Source organism: Acidovorax cavernicola (genome assembly GCF_003581445.1).
In genome coordinates this window covers 1-14,965 of the sequence record NZ_QXMN01000075.1, presented here as the reverse complement: position 1 = coordinate 14,965, position 14,965 = coordinate 1, and the positions used below count along the sequence as shown (strand labels likewise).

The 14,965-nt window shown below is 69.5% G+C and carries 13 protein-coding genes; 5 read left to right on the top strand and 8 right to left on the bottom strand.

Going from position 1 to position 14,965, the window contains the following annotated elements:
• Positions 1-188 precede the first annotated feature (188 nt).
• Complete coding sequence (locus D3H34_RS30205; protein ID WP_119558489.1) at positions 189-1,511, top strand: alpha-methylserine aldolase; 1,323 nt, start codon at positions 189-191, stop codon at positions 1,509-1,511.
• Positions 1,512-1,677: 166 nt separating this feature from the next.
• On the opposite strand, the gene ruvC is transcribed toward D3H34_RS30205, so the two are convergent.
• Positions 1,678-2,226: a crossover junction endodeoxyribonuclease RuvC gene (gene ruvC, locus D3H34_RS30200; protein ID WP_119558487.1), complete on the bottom strand. Its 549-nt coding sequence runs from the start codon at positions 2,224-2,226 to the stop codon at positions 1,678-1,680.
• Positions 2,227-2,374: 148 nt separating this feature from the next.
• Here ruvC and D3H34_RS30195 point away from each other — a divergent pair, with 148 nt between their 5' ends.
• Positions 2,375-4,456 (top strand): hypothetical protein, encoded by a 2,082-nt coding sequence (locus D3H34_RS30195; RefSeq protein ID WP_119558485.1) that lies wholly within the window; start codon positions 2,375-2,377, stop codon positions 4,454-4,456.
• 22 nt (positions 4,457-4,478) lie between these two features.
• Here the strand turns inward: D3H34_RS30195 and D3H34_RS30190 are convergent, their stop codons facing one another.
• The gene (locus tag D3H34_RS30190; protein ID WP_119558483.1) at positions 4,479-5,468 is read right to left on the bottom strand and encodes a phosphatidate cytidylyltransferase; all 990 of its coding nucleotides are present in this window, start codon (positions 5,466-5,468) and stop codon (positions 4,479-4,481) included.
• A gap of 4 nt (positions 5,469-5,472) precedes the next feature.
• The gene (locus D3H34_RS30185) at positions 5,473-6,348 is read right to left on the bottom strand and encodes a lysophospholipid acyltransferase family protein (RefSeq protein WP_119558481.1); all 876 of its coding nucleotides are present in this window, start codon (positions 6,346-6,348) and stop codon (positions 5,473-5,475) included.
• 9 nt (positions 6,349-6,357) lie between these two features.
• On the opposite strand from D3H34_RS30185, the gene D3H34_RS30180 reads away from it, so the two are divergent.
• Positions 6,358-6,795: a ribosomal maturation YjgA family protein gene (locus tag D3H34_RS30180; protein WP_119558491.1), complete on the top strand. Its 438-nt coding sequence runs from the start codon at positions 6,358-6,360 to the stop codon at positions 6,793-6,795.
• On the opposite strand, the gene mtgA is transcribed toward D3H34_RS30180, so the two are convergent.
• The 5 genes from mtgA to D3H34_RS30155 all read right to left on the bottom strand — a co-directional run bounded on the left by mtgA (position 6,740) and on the right by D3H34_RS30155 (position 12,075).
• Positions 6,740-7,483, bottom strand: coding sequence for a monofunctional biosynthetic peptidoglycan transglycosylase (mtgA, locus tag D3H34_RS30175; protein WP_119558479.1), 744 nt, complete (start codon positions 7,481-7,483; stop codon positions 6,740-6,742). The two genes, D3H34_RS30180 and mtgA, sit on opposite strands and share 56 nt — an antisense overlap.
• Positions 7,480-8,337 carry a shikimate dehydrogenase gene (gene aroE, locus D3H34_RS30170; RefSeq protein ID WP_119558477.1) on the bottom strand — a complete coding sequence of 286 codons (858 nt, stop codon included), beginning with the start codon at positions 8,335-8,337 and terminating at the stop codon, positions 7,480-7,482. Before aroE ends, mtgA begins: the two co-directional genes overlap by 4 nt.
• A 29-nt stretch (positions 8,338-8,366) precedes the next feature.
• Complete coding sequence (locus D3H34_RS30165) at positions 8,367-9,218, bottom strand: energy transducer TonB (protein WP_119558475.1); 852 nt, start codon at positions 9,216-9,218, stop codon at positions 8,367-8,369.
• Positions 9,219-9,267: 49 nt separating this feature from the next.
• On the bottom strand, positions 9,268-11,340 hold the full coding sequence (locus D3H34_RS30160; RefSeq protein WP_119558473.1) for a ribonuclease catalytic domain-containing protein: 2,073 nt from the start codon (positions 11,338-11,340) through the stop codon (positions 9,268-9,270).
• Between the two features lie 138 nt (positions 11,341-11,478).
• Positions 11,479-12,075, bottom strand: a complete 597-nt coding sequence (locus D3H34_RS30155; RefSeq protein WP_119558472.1) for a YqiA/YcfP family alpha/beta fold hydrolase — start codon at positions 12,073-12,075, stop codon at positions 11,479-11,481.
• 285 nt (positions 12,076-12,360) lie between these two features.
• Here D3H34_RS30155 and D3H34_RS30150 point away from each other — a divergent pair, with 285 nt between their 5' ends.
• The gene (locus tag D3H34_RS30150) at positions 12,361-13,107 is read left to right on the top strand and encodes a response regulator transcription factor (RefSeq protein ID WP_119558471.1); all 747 of its coding nucleotides are present in this window, start codon (positions 12,361-12,363) and stop codon (positions 13,105-13,107) included.
• A 6-nt stretch (positions 13,108-13,113) separates the two neighbouring features.
• Entirely contained in the window at positions 13,114-14,949 is a 1,836-nt protein-coding gene (locus D3H34_RS30145; protein WP_119558470.1) for a sensor histidine kinase, read from the top strand.
• The last annotated feature ends 16 nt before the right edge of the window (positions 14,950-14,965 follow it).

Below are 14,965 nucleotides of genomic sequence, written 5' to 3'. Positions count from 1 at the left end.
GCCGTCCACCGTCTTCTACACCTATTAAGTCGTCGGCAGCGTCAGATGTTTATAAGAGACAGGGCGAGGGGCATGAGGCGGAGGCCAAGTTTTTCTAGGGCTCTGGCCCAGTTTATCCGTGTTGCTGGCTGTGGCACAGCGCGCGACCATGCGGTCATTCCTCTTCACCACCTTTAGCGAGACACCGCATGCCCGCAGCCCTCCAACGCCGTTCCTGGGTTCCCGCCACCAGCGAGGACCACGTGCTCGCCATCGCCGCCGATGCCGCCGCGCGCGATGCCGTGGGCGTGGCCGCCGAGATCGAACGCCTGGTGGCCGACAACCACCGCATCCACGACGTCGACGGGTTGAACCTCAACCCGGCCACCAACGTGATGAACCCCGCCGCCGAGGCATTGCTGTCGCGCGGGCTGGGCTCGCGCCCGTCGTTGGGCTATCCCGGCGACAAGTACGAGATGGGGCTGGAAGCCATCGAGCGCATCGAAGTCGTCGCCGCTGAACTCGCGGCCGAGGTGTTCGGCGCGCGGTTCGCCGAGGTGCGCGTGAGCTCAGGCGCGCTGTCGAACCTCTACGTGTTCATGGCTACCTGCCGGCCCGGCGACACGATCATCGCGCCGCCGCCCGCCATCGGCGGCCATGTGACGCACCACGCGGCGGGCGCGGCCGGGCTCTACGGCCTGAAGACCGTGCCGGCGCCGGTCGATGCCGACGGCTACTCGGTCGATGTGGTGGCGCTCGCAAGGCTCGCGCGCGAGGTGAAGCCCAAGCTCATCACCATCGGCGGCAGCCTGAACCTGTTCCCGCACCCGGTGCCCGCCATCCGAGAAGTGGCCGACAGCGTGGGCGCGAAGCTGCTCTTCGATGCCGCGCATCTCTCGGGCATGGTGGCCGGCAAGGCGTGGCCGCAGCCGCTCGAAGAAGGCGCGCATGCGATCACCATGAGCACCTACAAGAGCCTGGGTGGCCCGGCCGGCGGGCTGATCGTGTCGAACGACGCGGCGCTGATGGAGCGCATCGACGCCATCGCCTACCCCGGTCTCACGGCCAACTCGGATGCGGGGCGCACGGCCGCGCTGGCCCGCGGCCTGCTCGACTGGAAGGTGCACGGCACAGCCTACGCGGCGGCGATGCGCGACACCGCGCAGGCGCTGGCGCGCGCGCTCGACGCCGAAGGCCTGCCGGTGTTCGCCAAGGCACGCGGCTTCACACAGTCGCACCAGTTCGCGCTCGAGGCCGCACGCTGGGGCGGTGGGCAACGCGCCGCGAAGCAGCTCGCGCTGGGCGGCCTGCTGGCGTGCGGCATCGGCCTGCCGATCGCGCCGGTCGAGGGCGACATCAATGGCCTGCGGCTCGGCGTGCCTGAGATCGTGCGGTTGGGCTTCACGCCCGACGACATGCCGCAACTGGCCGGCTGGATCGCGCGGGCACTGGCAGGTGATGTCGCCTCGGTCGCGAGAGAAGTGCGAGAACGTCGCCAGCGCCTCGGCGAGCTGCGCTACATCGTGCGCTGAAGACTCAGAAGGTGTGAATGAATCCGGCGTGGCCGAGCAGCCCGCGCAGGCGCGGCCCCTCAAGGCGCAAAGCGCAGCCATAGCTCGGGCTATGGCGAGCATTTGCAACGCCGAGGGGGCGTGTCTGGGCGGGATGAGCGGACATGGCGGGTTCGTTCACACCTTCCTAGCGTGAACGCCCCTGCCGGTAGGTGCCGGCGTGGCTCTTCGACAGTTCGGCGGCTTCCGCGAGCCGCGCCATCGAGCGGCCGACCTGCGCGTGCGTGATGGCGATGCCCAGCGCGTCCGCTGCGTCGGCGCCCGGCAGGCCGGGCAGGTCGAGCAGGCGTTTCACCATCTCCTGCACCTGCGCCTTGGCGGCTTGGCCATGGCCCGCCACCGCCTTCTTCATCTGCAGCGCCGTGTACTCGGCCACCGGGAGGTTGTGGCTCACCAGTGCCGTCACGCAGGCGCCGCGCGCCTGGCCCAGCAGCAGTGTCGACTGCGGGTTGACGTTGACGAAGATGATTTCGACCGCCGACGCATCGGGCTGGTAGCGCGCCGTGATCTCGCCGATGCCGTCGAACAGCACCTTCAGGCGCGCCGGCAGGTTGCCGGTGCCCAGGTGCCGGGTGCTGATGGTGCCGCTGGCCACGTAGCGCAGCGCATGGCCGTCCACGTCGACCACGCCGAAGCCGGTGGTCTGCAGGCCGGGGTCGATGCCGAGAATCCGCATGAAAGGAAACGTAAAGGCCTAAGCCTGGGTCAGGAAGATCGAAGAAGCCGCGAATTCGTGTGGGATGTGTGTGCGTTCGCGGGCAGAATCCGCCGATTCTTGCATTCCGCCCCGCTGCGCGCGGGGCGCGCCACACAAGGAAGCGAAGGTGAATGTAGTCGAGTCCTCCGCGCAGCAGCAACTGCAGCAACTGAACGACGCCCAGGCCCTGCTCGCGCGCCTGCAGCATCCCGCCGAACGCGCCGCCGCCAGCTTTCGCCACGCAGAGTTGCTGAGCGACCTCGGCCGCCGCCGCGAGGCGATCGCCGCCTGCAGCGGGCTGATCGCCGAGTTCGGCGCATTGCCCGAAGCCGCCGTGGTCGTGCCTTGCTGCCAGGCGCTGCGCCTGCTCGCGCACGTGCTGCGCCAGCTGCATCGCCCGGCCGACGCGCTGGCCACGCTCGACCGCCTGATCGCCGCACATGGCGCGCGCAGCGAGCCCGAGATCCGCGAACACATCGCCCATGCGCTGTACCAGCGCACCTGGCTCATCGACGATGCGGCGGCGCGCTGCGAGGCCTGCGATTTCATGGGCGAGCAGCTCGATGCGCAGGCCGATGCCGCGCTCGATGCCTGGCGACTGGATGCACGCCTGCTGAAGGCCGAGATCGAACACCACCGCGGCCTGCCGCAGGATGCTCTGGCCACGCTCGAAGCGGCCATCGAACACTTCGAGGGCACCACCGATGCCGACGTGCGGCTGCGCGTGGCACGGGCGCGGCTGGCCGCGGTGCTCAACCTGCGCGAACTGGCGCAGCACACCCAGGCCCAGGTGCTCTGCCTGCAGGTGGCTGACCAGATCGAGGCGGGTCTGGCCGACGCCGCGCCAGAGCTGCGGCTGGAAGGCGTGCGCGCGCTGGCGCTGTTCTTCGACGGCCTCGGGCTCGACGAGGTGGCGCGTCGCGCCGAGCTGGTCGGCTGGCTGCTCGACCGCTATGGCCACGACACCTCCGTGCAGGTGCGCCGCCTTGCGGCCGTGCGCGCCCACGACTGGGCCGTGGGGCTGCGCGACCAGGGCGACGGCGAGGCCGCGCTGGCCGCCTGCGAACGCCTGCTCGGCACCTTCGCGCGTGACGGCGATGCCGTGGTGCAGCGCACGGTGGCCACCACCTTGCTGCACAAGGGCTTCGTGCTGCTCGATCTGCTGGGGCGGCCCGAGGCGGCGCTCGCGGTGTACGAGCCGCTCGTGGCTGCGTCGCGCGACGCCACCGCGCCCGAGTTGCGCGAACTGCGTGCGAAGGCAATGGCGGGGCGCGAGGCTTGCCTGAAGCGGCTGCGCAAGACGGGGGGGCTTGAAGCTGGCGAGTTGCCCGCGGAGCTGTTCGAGGCGGTGCGCGACGCGGTCCGCGAAGGCCGCCGGCTCGGCGACGCGGGCGCATCGCGCGAAGCCATCGCGCTGTTCGACGATGTGCTCGCGACGCACGCCGCTTCGCCGCACCCGCTGATGCGCCGCCAGTGCGCACGTGCCTTGTCGCACAAGACCTTCTGTCTGCTGGCGCTGACGCACTTCGCCGAGGTCGTCGAAGCTGCCGACGCAATGGACGCGCGCTATGGCGCCGAGGCCTCCACCGAGATGCAATCGCAGGTGGCGCTGTGCCTCCAATACAAGAGCACCGCGCTTGATCGCCTTGCACGGCCTGCTGACGAAATGCGCGTGCACGACGAGATCGTCGCGCGCTGGGGCAACTCCGAGCTGCCCGACCTGCGCGCGCGCGTGGCCGGTGCGCTGTTCCGCAAGGGCGCCGTGCTGCGCCGCGCGGGCCGGTTCACCGAGGCCGTGGCCAGCTACGACGAGGTGATCGCGCGCACGGCCATGGCGCGCGACAGCGCCCTCCAGCTGTGGGCCGCCAAGTCGATGATCAACAAGGCGAAGGCCTTCGACAAGATGGACGACCTGCCAGGGCAGGCCAAGGCCTACCGCGTGCTCATCGCGCGTTTCGGCGAGTCGGGCGACGCGGCCCTGCGCGGGCGTGTGGCCAATGCCTGTGAATGGCTGGCCGAGGCCGAGGGCCGGCAGGGGCGGGTGGCGGCGCAGCGCGCGGCGCTCGAACAGGCGCTCGGGCGTTTCGGCACGGCGCTCTCGCCCGAGCAGCGCACGCGGCTCAAGCGCGAGCTTCAGGCGCTGAAGACGAGGGCGCTGGGACGGCGTGCGAAGCAGGCCTTCGACCGGGTGGTGCGGCGCAAGGTGTGACCGCCTTCGTCCGCCCGGTGCTTCAGACGTTGAAGTACCAGCGGATCGAGTGGAAGAAGATCGGCGCCGCGAAGCACAGCGCATCGACGCGGTCGAGCAGGCCGTTCGCGCCGGTCACGCCCACGCCCTTCTGCCCCCAGTTCGGAATGCCGCGGTCGCGCTTGAGCGCCTTCATCACCAGGTGGCCCATCGAGCCCGCGACGCAGGCAATGATCGACACCGCGAGCGCCTGTCCGAACTTGAAGGGCGTGATGAACGAGAACAGCGCGCCCACCAGGCTGGCCACCACGATGCCGATGCCCCAGCTGGTCCAGTTGAAGCTGCGGCTCACGTTCGGCGCGAACGGCGTGCGCTGCATGCGCCGCGAGATCAGGTGCTGTACCAGCACCGAGGTCTGCACCACGAACACCAGGAAGAACACGAGGAACGCGCTCTTGCCTTCGTAGCCCGGGAAGGTCAGCAGCAGCAGCGCGGGCACGTGGCTCATGCCGTAGACGCAGACCATGATGCCCCACTGCAGCTTGGCGTTGCGCTCGAGGAAATGGCTCGGGTCGTTCGCCAGCGCGCTCGCCACCGGAATGGCAAGGAACACGTAGACCGGGATGAACACCGTGAACAGGTCGAAGCGCGCGGTGGCCACCAGCCAGAACTGGATCGGCAGCACCACGAAGAACGCGAGGATCAGGCTGCGGTGGTCGCCGCGCCGCGTCGGCGAGAGCGTGATGAACTCGCGCAGCGCAAAGAACGAGATGAGCGCGAACAGCACGGTGGCCACCGTTTCGCCCAGCGCCCAGCCGATCCAGAACACGATCACCATGAACCAGGTGGTGCCCAGCAGCGCGCGGAAATGCGCCAGCTCGGCCTGCCACGACTCGTCGTGCACCGGATTGCGCCGCTCCTTGAAGCTCAGGAAGAAGACGGTGGTGCTCACGATGAAGAGCAGGCCGAAGACGATCAGGAAGAGGGCCGCGACCTGCTGGGTCGGCGTGAGGCTGCGCAGGAACTGGTTCATACCTTCAGACGTCGCGCAATGCGATCACGGCGGCTCGCGCACGGTCGAGGAAAGGCCGGCGCTCTTCGCCTTCTTCGACGCGGATCGGCGCGCCGAAGGTGACGGAGCACAGGATGGGCACGGGCACGATCTCGCCCTTGGGCATCACGCGCTGCACGTTGTCGATCCAGGCCGGCACCAGCACCACGTCGGGGAACATGGTGGCCAGCGCGTACAGGCCCGACTTGAATTTCTGCGGCTCGCCGGTGTGGCCGCGCGTGCCTTCGGGAAAGATGATGATCGAGTCGCCGCTGCGCAGGGCGTCGATGAGCGGTGCAAGCGGATCGGCGGCGGGCGGCTCGGGCGCGGCGGCCGGGGCCTCGGGTTCGATCGCGGGCAGTGGTGCGACAGGCGTTGAAGGTGGTGGCGCGGGCAGGTCGAGTTCGCCCTGGATTTCCTGCCGGCCCTCTGCAACCGGTGCGTCGACGGTGGCGACCGTCTCGATCGGCAGCAGCGGTTCCATCGAGGGCTCGATGCGCTCGGCCGGCGCGGGGGAGGCTGCGGGTGGCCGTGCTTCAGGCGATGATGCGGCGACCGGTGCCGCGGCAGCCGCAGGCGCCGTGGCCGCACGCTCCACATACACCGCGTTGAACACCTCGGTCGTGATCCAGCGCTTGACCGGCGTGTTGGCCCAGTAGTCGCGCGCCGCGATCGGCCGCGTGATGCTGCGCAGCTCTTCGGGCAGTGCGGCCCAGATCATCACGAGGTCCGCATGGCTCTGGTGATTCGCGAAGTAGATGCGCTGCTCGGCCTTCGGCGGACAGCCATACCAGCGCGCCTGCGCACCGGTGAGCAGTCGGACGATCCCCAGCAACAACCAACCTGTGAGCTTTGCCAGCATATGGAGGCGATGATACGGGCCATGCGATGGCGATTCGATCTTCTTTCCCTGGCGTGGGCGGTGGCCCTCTTCGTGCTGCTCGTGCTGCTGGCCACCGTTGGCGCGCGCTGGGGCTGGGTGCGCAGCTTCTTCGGCGACGTGCTGGCCGTGGCGTGGGTGTACCTGGTGTTCAAGACCTTCATCGCCGCGCGCGTGCTGCCGCTCGCGCTCGCCGCCTTCGGCGTGGGGCTGCTCGTCGAGCTGGGGCAGTGGCTTGCGTCGACGTGGCACCTGCAAATTCCGAACCGCGCGCTGCGCATCGTGCTCGGCGCCACGGCCGACTGGTGGGACGTGCTGGCCTACGCGATCGGCTTCGTCGCCGTGCTGGCGGTGGAGGGCGCGATCCGGAAATTCAGGGCAGGTCGACCGCCGGCATCCGCGCCACGATCGTCGATGCCCGCCCGTTGATGTACGAAGAGTTGGGGCGCCGCTCGAAGGCCTTCGGGCTCGGCAGCATCACGGCAAGGCGCGCGGCCTCGTACGAACCCAGGCGCGCCGCCGGCTTCCGGAAGTAGTGCTGCGATGCGGCCTCGGCGCCGAACACGCCTTCGCCCCATTCGACGTTGTTCAGGTAGATCTCGAGGATGCGTCGCTTGTCGAGCAGCACCTCGAGCAGCGTGGCGAGCACCAGTTCCTGGCCCTTGCGCAGCATGGTGCGTTCGCCCGACAGCAGCAGGTTCTTCGCGAGCTGCTGCGTGATGGTGGAGCCGCCGCGCAACGGGGCCGGCTGCACCGGCTTGCCACGCGCCGCCGCGCGTGCCATGCGCTTGGCGGCCAGTTGCTCGGCACGGGCGTTGCGCTGGCGCGCACGTTCGATGGCTTCCCACTCCACGCCGTTGTGGTCGACAAAGCCGGCGTCTTCGCTCGCGATCACGGCGCGCTTGAGGGTGTCGTTGATCTGCGTGTACGGCACCCATTCCTGGCGCCACCCGCCGTCGCGGCCCTGCGAGAGGGCGACGCGCCAGGCCTCGGAGCGCTGGAAGGCCGTGCTCTGCGGATCGATCACCGCCATGGCCGCGATGCGCACCACGAAGAACAGCTCGAGCGCCAGGCCCGCCACCACCAGGCAGGCGATCAGGCGCAGCAGGCCCTTCATGCGCCTGCGGCGAGCGAGGCGCGCAGCTCGGCCAGCACCTGCGCCGACGGCGGGCGCACGCCGCGCCAGAATTCGAAGGCTTCGGCGGCCTGCTCGACCAGCATGCCGAGACCGTCGCGCGCGACCGCGCCGTGCGCTTCGGCCCAGGCCATGAAGCCTGCGGCGGCGGGGCCGTACATCATGTCGACGGCCAGCGCGCCGGGGCGCAGCACCTGCGCGCTCACGGGAACCGCGTCGCCCGCGAGGCTGGAGGCCGTGGCGTTGATCACCACGTCGAAGGCGCCCGGCACCTCGTCGAGTGCCCAGGCCTCGAGCGTGGCACCGTGGCGCAATGCGAGTGCGGCGTGGCGCTGCACCAGCGCGATGGCCTTGTCGAGCGTGCGGTTGGCCACCACGATGCGCGCGGCGCCCGCGTCGAGCAGCGGTCCGAGCACGCCCGCGGCGGCACCGCCCGCACCGATCAGCAGCAGCGAGCGACCGGCCAGCGGCACGCCGGCGTTGCGCACGATGTCGTTGACCAGGCCGATGCCGTCGGTGTTGTCGGCATGGATGCTGCCGTCGGCCTCGAAGCGCAGCGTGTTCACCGCCTGCGCCAGCGTGGCGCGCTCGCTGGTGTGCTGCGCGAGCGAGGCCGCGTCGAACTTGAAGGGCACGGTGACGTTGCAACCGCGCGCCGTGTCGCCCTGCGCGGCGGCCTCGCTGCGGAAGGCGGCGAGGCCTTCGGCGAAGGCGCCGATCGGCACCAGGCGCCGGCCGTAGGCCATCGGCTGGCTGCAGAGTTCGGCAAAACGGGCGTGGATGCGGGGCGAGCGGCTGTGCTCGACGGGGTTGCCCATGACGCAGTACTGATCCATGGCCGGTGTTCCGTGTTCTGCTGTGGGGGTTACTGGGACGACAGCTCGATGGTCTCGTCGCGCGTGAACTTGAAGCGCGACTGCATCACGATCTGGTCGGTCTGCTTGCGCATCGCGTCGGTGAACTTGCCGAAATTGCCGACGCTGTGCACGATGGCCTGGGCACGGCGGTCGAGCGTGGTGTTGCCCGAGCTTTCGTCGACGGTGGTGTCGAGCACGCGCCCGTCGTGGTTGATGGTGATCGTCATCTTGAGCTCGCCGTAGAGCTTCTTGCCGGCCGCGGTCGGGAAGTTCTCGGTGCCCTTGACCTCAATGCGGCGGCGCAGCGTGTCGACGTACAGCGCGTAGGCCGCCTCGCGTGTGGCCGGGCTCAGGTAGCGCTTCTTGGGGCGCGCGTTTTCCTCGTTCACGCGGCGCTCGATCTCGGCGAGCAGCGCGACCATCTGGCGACGCTTTTCCTCGCGTGCGGCGGCCTCGGTCGGGTCGCCGGCCTGGCGCGGGTCGGGCACGGGCATGGCGGCCAGCTCGCGCTTGAGCTGCGCCAGCATCTGCATCTGCTGGGCCTGCATGGCTTCGACCTGTCGGCGCGATTCCTCGAACGAATCGCCCATGGTGGTGAAGCTCGAGGGCGGCAGCGGGCTGGTGGCGCGGCCCTTGTCGAGGTCGCCGCCGCCGGCGAGCGTGGTCTGCGCCATCACGCGGGCCGAAGGGTCGGCCTTGTCGTTGGTCTTGCTGTTGACCAGGATCACCTCGAGCGGGGTTTCGCTGAAGACCTTGTTGAACGACTCGGGATCGACGAAGCGCACCGCGAGCAAGGCGGCATGCGCGATGACCGACACGCCCAGAGCGATCTGCAACGTGCTGAGGTCCTTGAGATTCATTCTCGAAACTCCTCCAGGGGGCGCGTGTCTCCGGTCGTTCGGCCGGGGATCAGGCAGGCGTGGTCGTCGTCGGGTCGGGTGCGGCTTCGCTGTCGCTCAGGTCAACCGCGATGGCGATCGGGCCGGCGACTTCTTCCTCGTCGTCCTCGCCGGCGCCTTCATCGGTCGCGGCGTCGGTCTGCGGCGTATCCAGGCGTTCGAGCACGGTGCCGCTCACGTCGAGTGCGATCTCGTCGATCTCGCCGAGCTTCACGCGCACGCGCGCACCGCGTTCCTGCTGGCCGGCCACCGGGAACACCAGCGGCAGCGCATCGGCGCGCACCAGCGCGCCGTTGGGAATGTCCTTGATGACCGTGGCCTCGAGCTCGGTGATGCCCTGTTGCTGCAGGTACTTGAGCGTCCAGAAGCGCTCCATGCCGCCCTGGTAGCCGTTGTAAGTGGCGTAGGCCGCATCGAAGCCCGAAAGGATCGAGAACAGGTCGGCGTCCTTCGGCTTGAAGGGCGCGGCCAGCGCGGCGGTCTTGCCGTGGCGCGCGGCCGCGATGATCTGCCACTGGTTCACGAGGTCGGTGTAGCGGCGCAGCGGCGAGGTGCTCCAGGCGTAGCTCTTCACGCCCAGGCCCGCGTGCGGCAGCGCGCGCGTGCCCATGCGCACCTTGATGCCGGGCGCCAGGCTGGCCTGACTGCGGTACAGGCCGGGTACGCCGAGTTCGCCGAGCCAGCCGCCCCAGCTGCTGTTGGCCAGGATCATGGCCTCGGACACGATCAGGTCGAGTGGCGCGCCGCGCTGGCGCGTGGTGATCTGCACCTGCTCGTTGCCGGTGGGCTCGGCGCCGTCGTTGCCGACGAGGCGGAAGTTGTAGTCGGGCCGGCTGAAGTTCTCGGGTTTGCCGCGCACGACTTCGCGCTGCGCCTTCAGGTGCTTGGCAAGGCGGAACAGGAAACTCAGCGGCGCGCGCAGCTTCGCGGCGGCGTCGGGGGTGTTGTCCGAAGCGAAGGTGGCGTCTTCGAGCCAGGGCTGGGTGACGACGGCATCGAGCTGGTCGTGGCGCAGATTGGCCACGATCGGCACGCGTTCGAGCTTGGTCTCGGTGCCCTGCAGTTCAAGCGTGGCTTCGTCGAAGCGCGCGTAGAGCGACACGGCCGGACGGTCGCCGCCTTCGAGCAGCGTGTAGGTGTCGACCACCTCGTCGGGCAGCATCGTGATCTTGTAGCCCGGCATGTACACGGTGGACATGCGCGCACGCGCCACGGCGTCGATGGCGCTGCCCGGCGTGAGCGCCAGGCCCGGCGCCGCGATGTGAACGCCGACGGTGATGGTGCCGCTGCCCAGGCCCTGCACCGAGAGTGCGTCGTCGATTTCAGTGGTCTGCGAATCGTCGATCGAGAAGGCCTGCACGCCTTCGGCCAGCGGCAGGTCGTCGGCCACGGCCGGCGCCGCGAGCGCGGGAAAGCCGGTGCCCTTGGGGAAGTTCTCGAACAGGAAACGGCGCCAGTGGAACTGGTAGGGCGAATCGATGGCACCGGCACGCTCCAGCAGATCGAGCGGCGGGCGCTGCGTGGCGCGTGCGGCGTCGACGACGGCCTTGTATTCGGGGGCGTTCTTGTCGGGCTTGAACAGGATCTTGTAGAGCTGCTCGCGGATCGGCGCCGGGCACACGCCCTCGGCCAGCTGGCCAGCCCATTCGACGATCTGCGCCTGGATGGCCTTCTTCTTCTCGATGGCGGCCAGTGCCTGCTGCACGATCTCGGCGGGCGCCTTCTTGAAGCGCCCCTTGCCCGCGCGGCGGAAGTAGTGCGGCGCTTCGAACAGCGCGAACAGCGCGGCGGCCTGCTGCGCGAGCGTGGGCTTCTCGCTGAAATAGTCGGCGGCCAGGTCGGCAAAGCCGAATTCGCCTTCGGCCGCGAATTCCCAGGCGAGGTCGAGGTCCATGCCGGCGGCCAGCGCACGCGCCTCGGCCATCAGCTCGGCCGGAGCGGGCTTCTCGAAACGCAGAACGATGTTGGCGCCCTTGACCTTGACGCGCTTGCCGGTCTCGAGCTCGACCTGTGCCGAGGCTTCGGCTTCCGACAGGACGCGGCCACCGAGGTACTTGCCGGCTTCTTCAAACAATACAAACATCCGGCGATTCTCCCACGCGGGATGGGGTGGGCTGCCAGTCCAGGGATGCCACGGAACCGGCTTCGCCGAGCCGCAGGCATCGCCCCCGGAAGGGGGTTGGCGAAGCGACACGCAGTGCGCGAAGCCTGGGGGAGAGCTTCAGACCACCGGGTTGATGAACGCCATGACGTCGCCGAGATGCGCTTTTTCGAAATCGGACAGCGCATGGTCGCCGCCCTCGAGCAGCTTGATGCGGCTGTCGGGGTAGCGCGCGGACATCTCGTGCCAGTCGAGTGCCTCGTCGCCCTTGGCGATGATCGCGAAGAGGCGCTCGGGGCGCGTGAGCGCGCCGATTTCCATGGCGCGCAGCTCCTGGATGAATTCCGGCTGGAAGTAGAAGTGCTCGGACGGGTCGTGCCAGGTGGTCTGGCTGCCGATGTAGCGCGTGAGGTCGCGCGCCGGATGCACCGCGGGGTTGAGCAGCACGGCGCGGCAGCGGGTCATGCCGGCGACGTAGGTGGCGTAGAAGCCGCCGAGCGACGAACCGATCACCGCCATCGACTTGCGTGGCCAGTGCGCGATGCCCTTCATCACCATGTCGATGGCGTCGTGCGGCGACGGCGGCAGTTGCGGGCACCACCATTCCAGGTTCGGGTGCTGGCGTGCCACGTGCTTCGCCACCAGCCGCGCCTTGGTCGAGCGGGGCGACGAGCGAAAGCCGTGCAGGTACAACAGGTGGGTGGTTTGCGGGTCCATGGGAGGAGATGACTGGCGGTGCGCGGGTCGCGCCCCGTGGGCCGGGTCCGGGCAATTCTGCATGAGGACCGCGCGGCAAATGGCACGGTGACCCCACAAATCCCTGCGAAACAGGCAATGAGGACTTGGCTGGAATTCGAAAGTATTCACGATGCGGCCACGCGTGGTGCGGGCGATGCAGCGCAAGTGTGAACAAGAGGTGTGACAAGTTTCGTGACGCATCCGGCAGGGGGCATCCCATGAACGGGGGAGGCGGTGCCTGCGAGACGGCGGGTGTCGAGGCTTATGCTTCATCCCATGAATACCGAGGCTCAGGATGACGCGATGCCACGCCGCTGGGGCGTGCTCGTGGTCGAGGACGACAGCCGCGCGCGCGCCTTCTTCGAGGCCAGCGTGCAGCGCAGCCCGCGCCTGTTCTGGCTGGGCAGCGCGGGCACGGTGCAGGAGGCGCGCACCTGGCTCGCCGCCACCGCGACCATTCCTGATGTGCTGCTGGTCGACCTCGGCATGCCCGACGGCACCGGGCTCGACGTGATCCGCGATGCCGTCGCGCGCTTTCCCGGCTGCGAGCCGCTGGTGGTGTCGGTCTTCGGCGACGAGGAGAACGTGCTGGCCAGCATCGAGGCCGGCGCCGTGGGCTACATCCACAAGGACGCCGCGCCCGAGGACATCGCGCAGACCATCGTCGAGATGAAGGCCGGCGCCTCGCCGATCTCGCCCATGATCGCGCGCCGCGTGCTCGCCAAGTACCGCAGCCTGCAGGCGGCCGTGCCGGCTGCAGGGCCGGGTGCCGCGCCCGCGGACGCGGCGCTCGACGAGGCCGACCGCGGCCTGCTCTCGGCGCGCGAGCACGAGGTGCTGACGCTGATCGCGCGGGGTTTCTCGTACGCCGAGATCGCGCGGCTCAAGGGCCTGAGCGTGCACACGGTGCAGACCCACATCAAGAACCTCTACGGCAAGCTCGCGGTGCATTCCAAGAGCGAAGCGGTGTTCGAAGCCACGCGCCTCGGCCTGCTGTCCCACCCGGGCTGAGCGCGGATGCTGCGCAGGCTGGCGTTCCTGTGCCTGCTGGGGCTGGCGGCGCTCTTCGCGGCGGGAAGTGCCGGGGCAGCCGGCGCACAGAGCCCGATCGAGCTGCGCCGAGCCACGGTGACGACCACCATCGACGGTGTCGTGCAGACCGAAACGGTCGATCTGTCGTACCACTGGGACCGCCGTCACCATGGCCGCACCGGCTTCGCCAGCTTCGACCTGCCGTTCACGGTCGAGGCCTTGCCCGAGGTGCCTTGGGGCGTTTTCATTCCCCGTGCCGGCAGCGCCTTCGAGGTGAAGCTGAACGGCGCGCTGCTGCAGGCCTACGGTGACCTTAGCCAAAGCAACCGAGCCGACTACGCCAAGGCCCCGGTCTATGTGCCGGTACCCGGACGGCTGCTGAAAGCGGGTGAGAACCTGCTGCAGATCCGCATCCGTGCTGACAGCGAACGGCGCGCCGGCCTGTCGCGCGTCACCATCGGGCCGGCGGCGCCAGTGCGCACCGCGTTGTTCGAGAGCGCCTACGCCTGGCGATTCACGGGGTCGGTGCTGCTCACGGCGTTCAGCCTGATCGTCGGCAGCATCGCGCTGGCGCTGTGGTTCACCCAGGTCGACACCGGCGCGATCGGCCGCCGCCAGCGCGACCCCATCTATTTCTGGGCCGCGGTCGCCGAGTTCTGCTGGGCGGTGCGGGTGGCCGACGCCATGATTCCCGAGCCGCCGTTGCCGTGGCAGCTCTGGGGCGTGCTGATGGCCGGCTGCTACGCGGGCTGGGCGGCGTCGGCCATGATGTTCTGCTATCACCTCGCCGACTGGGCGCAGAACCCGCGCACGCGCTGGGTGCGCTGGCCGATGGCGGCGGTGGTGGCCGGCACCGTGGTGTTCACCTGGCTGGCGCTGAACCGCGAGGAGCCGCGCTGGCTCACGGCCTGGCTGGCGGTCGAGATCGGCATCGTCGTCGGCTTCGTGATCGCCTTTGCCGTCGCCACGGCGCGCCGGCCCACCGTCGAGCGGCTGCTGGTGGCCGGCGCTGCGCTGGTCACGGTGGCCTTCGGCACGCGCGACTGGCTGGTCATTCGACTGAGCGACGCCTACGGGGAGACCACCTGGGTGCGCTATTCCTCGGTGATGTTCGGGGTGGCGCTGCTGTTGATCGTGCTGCGGCGCTTCCACTTCGCGAGCGTGCAGGCGCGCGGCTGGGTCAAGACGCTGGCCGACCGGGTGGCGCAGCGCGAGCGCGAACTGGCGTCCACCTATGCCGAGCTGGAAGAGGTGGCGCGCGACCAGGCGCGCACCCACGAGCGCGAGCGCATCCTGCGCGACATGCACGACGGCGTGGGCTCGCACATCAGCTCGGCGATCCGGCAGCTGCAGTCGGGCCAGACCAGCCCGGAGGAGCTGCTGCGCACCCTGCGCGACTCGCTCGACCAGCTCAAGCTGTCGATCGACTCCATCCACCTGCCGCCCGGCGATGTCGGCGCGCTGCTGGCGGCGCTGCGCTACCGGCTGGAGCCCCGCCTGGCCGCCGCGGACATCGCCTTCGAGTGGGGCGTGGACGAGCTGCCACCCGTGGCGCAGCTCGATGCCCACGCCACGCGGCAGCTCCAGTTCCTGCTGTTCGAGGCGATTTCGAACGTGCTGCAGCATGCCCACGCGAGCGCGCTGCGCATCGAGGCCGATGCGCGCGGCGGTGGCGTTCACCTGCGGGTGATCGACAACGGCGTGGGCTTCGACGCCTCCGAGGTGCCGAAGGCGCTGTCGAAGCGCGCCGCCGCCATCGGGGCGCGCCTGGCGCTCGAAAGCCGACCGGGGCGCACGGTCGTTCAGCTCGGTTTCGACTGAACGGGCGGGCGGGGCG

What these genes read in the sequence shown, in the direction of transcription:
- mtgA (WP_119558479.1), bottom strand. Translation starts at nt 7,483, where the DNA reads ATGAAGGGCCTGCTGCGCCTGATCGCCTGCCTGGTGGTGGCGGGCCTG.
- D3H34_RS30180 (WP_119558491.1), top strand. Translation starts at nt 6,358, where the DNA reads ATGATACGGGCCATGCGATGGCGATTCGATCTTCTTTCCCTGGCGTGG.
- aroE (WP_119558477.1), bottom strand. Translation starts at nt 8,337, where the DNA reads ATGGATCAGTACTGCGTCATGGGCAACCCCGTCGAGCACAGCCGCTCG.
- D3H34_RS30160 (WP_119558473.1), bottom strand. Translation starts at nt 11,340, where the DNA reads ATGTTTGTATTGTTTGAAGAAGCCGGCAAGTACCTCGGTGGCCGCGTC.
- D3H34_RS30145 (WP_119558470.1), top strand. Translation starts at nt 13,114, where the DNA reads ATGCTGCGCAGGCTGGCGTTCCTGTGCCTGCTGGGGCTGGCGGCGCTC.
- D3H34_RS30185 (WP_119558481.1), bottom strand. Translation starts at nt 6,348, where the DNA reads ATGCTGGCAAAGCTCACAGGTTGGTTGTTGCTGGGGATCGTCCGACTG.
- D3H34_RS30150 (WP_119558471.1), top strand. Translation starts at nt 12,361, where the DNA reads ATGCTTCATCCCATGAATACCGAGGCTCAGGATGACGCGATGCCACGC.
- D3H34_RS30165 (WP_119558475.1), bottom strand. Translation starts at nt 9,218, where the DNA reads ATGAATCTCAAGGACCTCAGCACGTTGCAGATCGCTCTGGGCGTGTCG.
- D3H34_RS30190 (WP_119558483.1), bottom strand. Translation starts at nt 5,468, where the DNA reads ATGAACCAGTTCCTGCGCAGCCTCACGCCGACCCAGCAGGTCGCGGCC.
- ruvC (WP_119558487.1), bottom strand. Translation starts at nt 2,226, where the DNA reads ATGCGGATTCTCGGCATCGACCCCGGCCTGCAGACCACCGGCTTCGGC.
- D3H34_RS30155 (WP_119558472.1), bottom strand. Translation starts at nt 12,075, where the DNA reads ATGGACCCGCAAACCACCCACCTGTTGTACCTGCACGGCTTTCGCTCG.
- D3H34_RS30205 (WP_119558489.1), top strand. Translation starts at nt 189, where the DNA reads ATGCCCGCAGCCCTCCAACGCCGTTCCTGGGTTCCCGCCACCAGCGAG.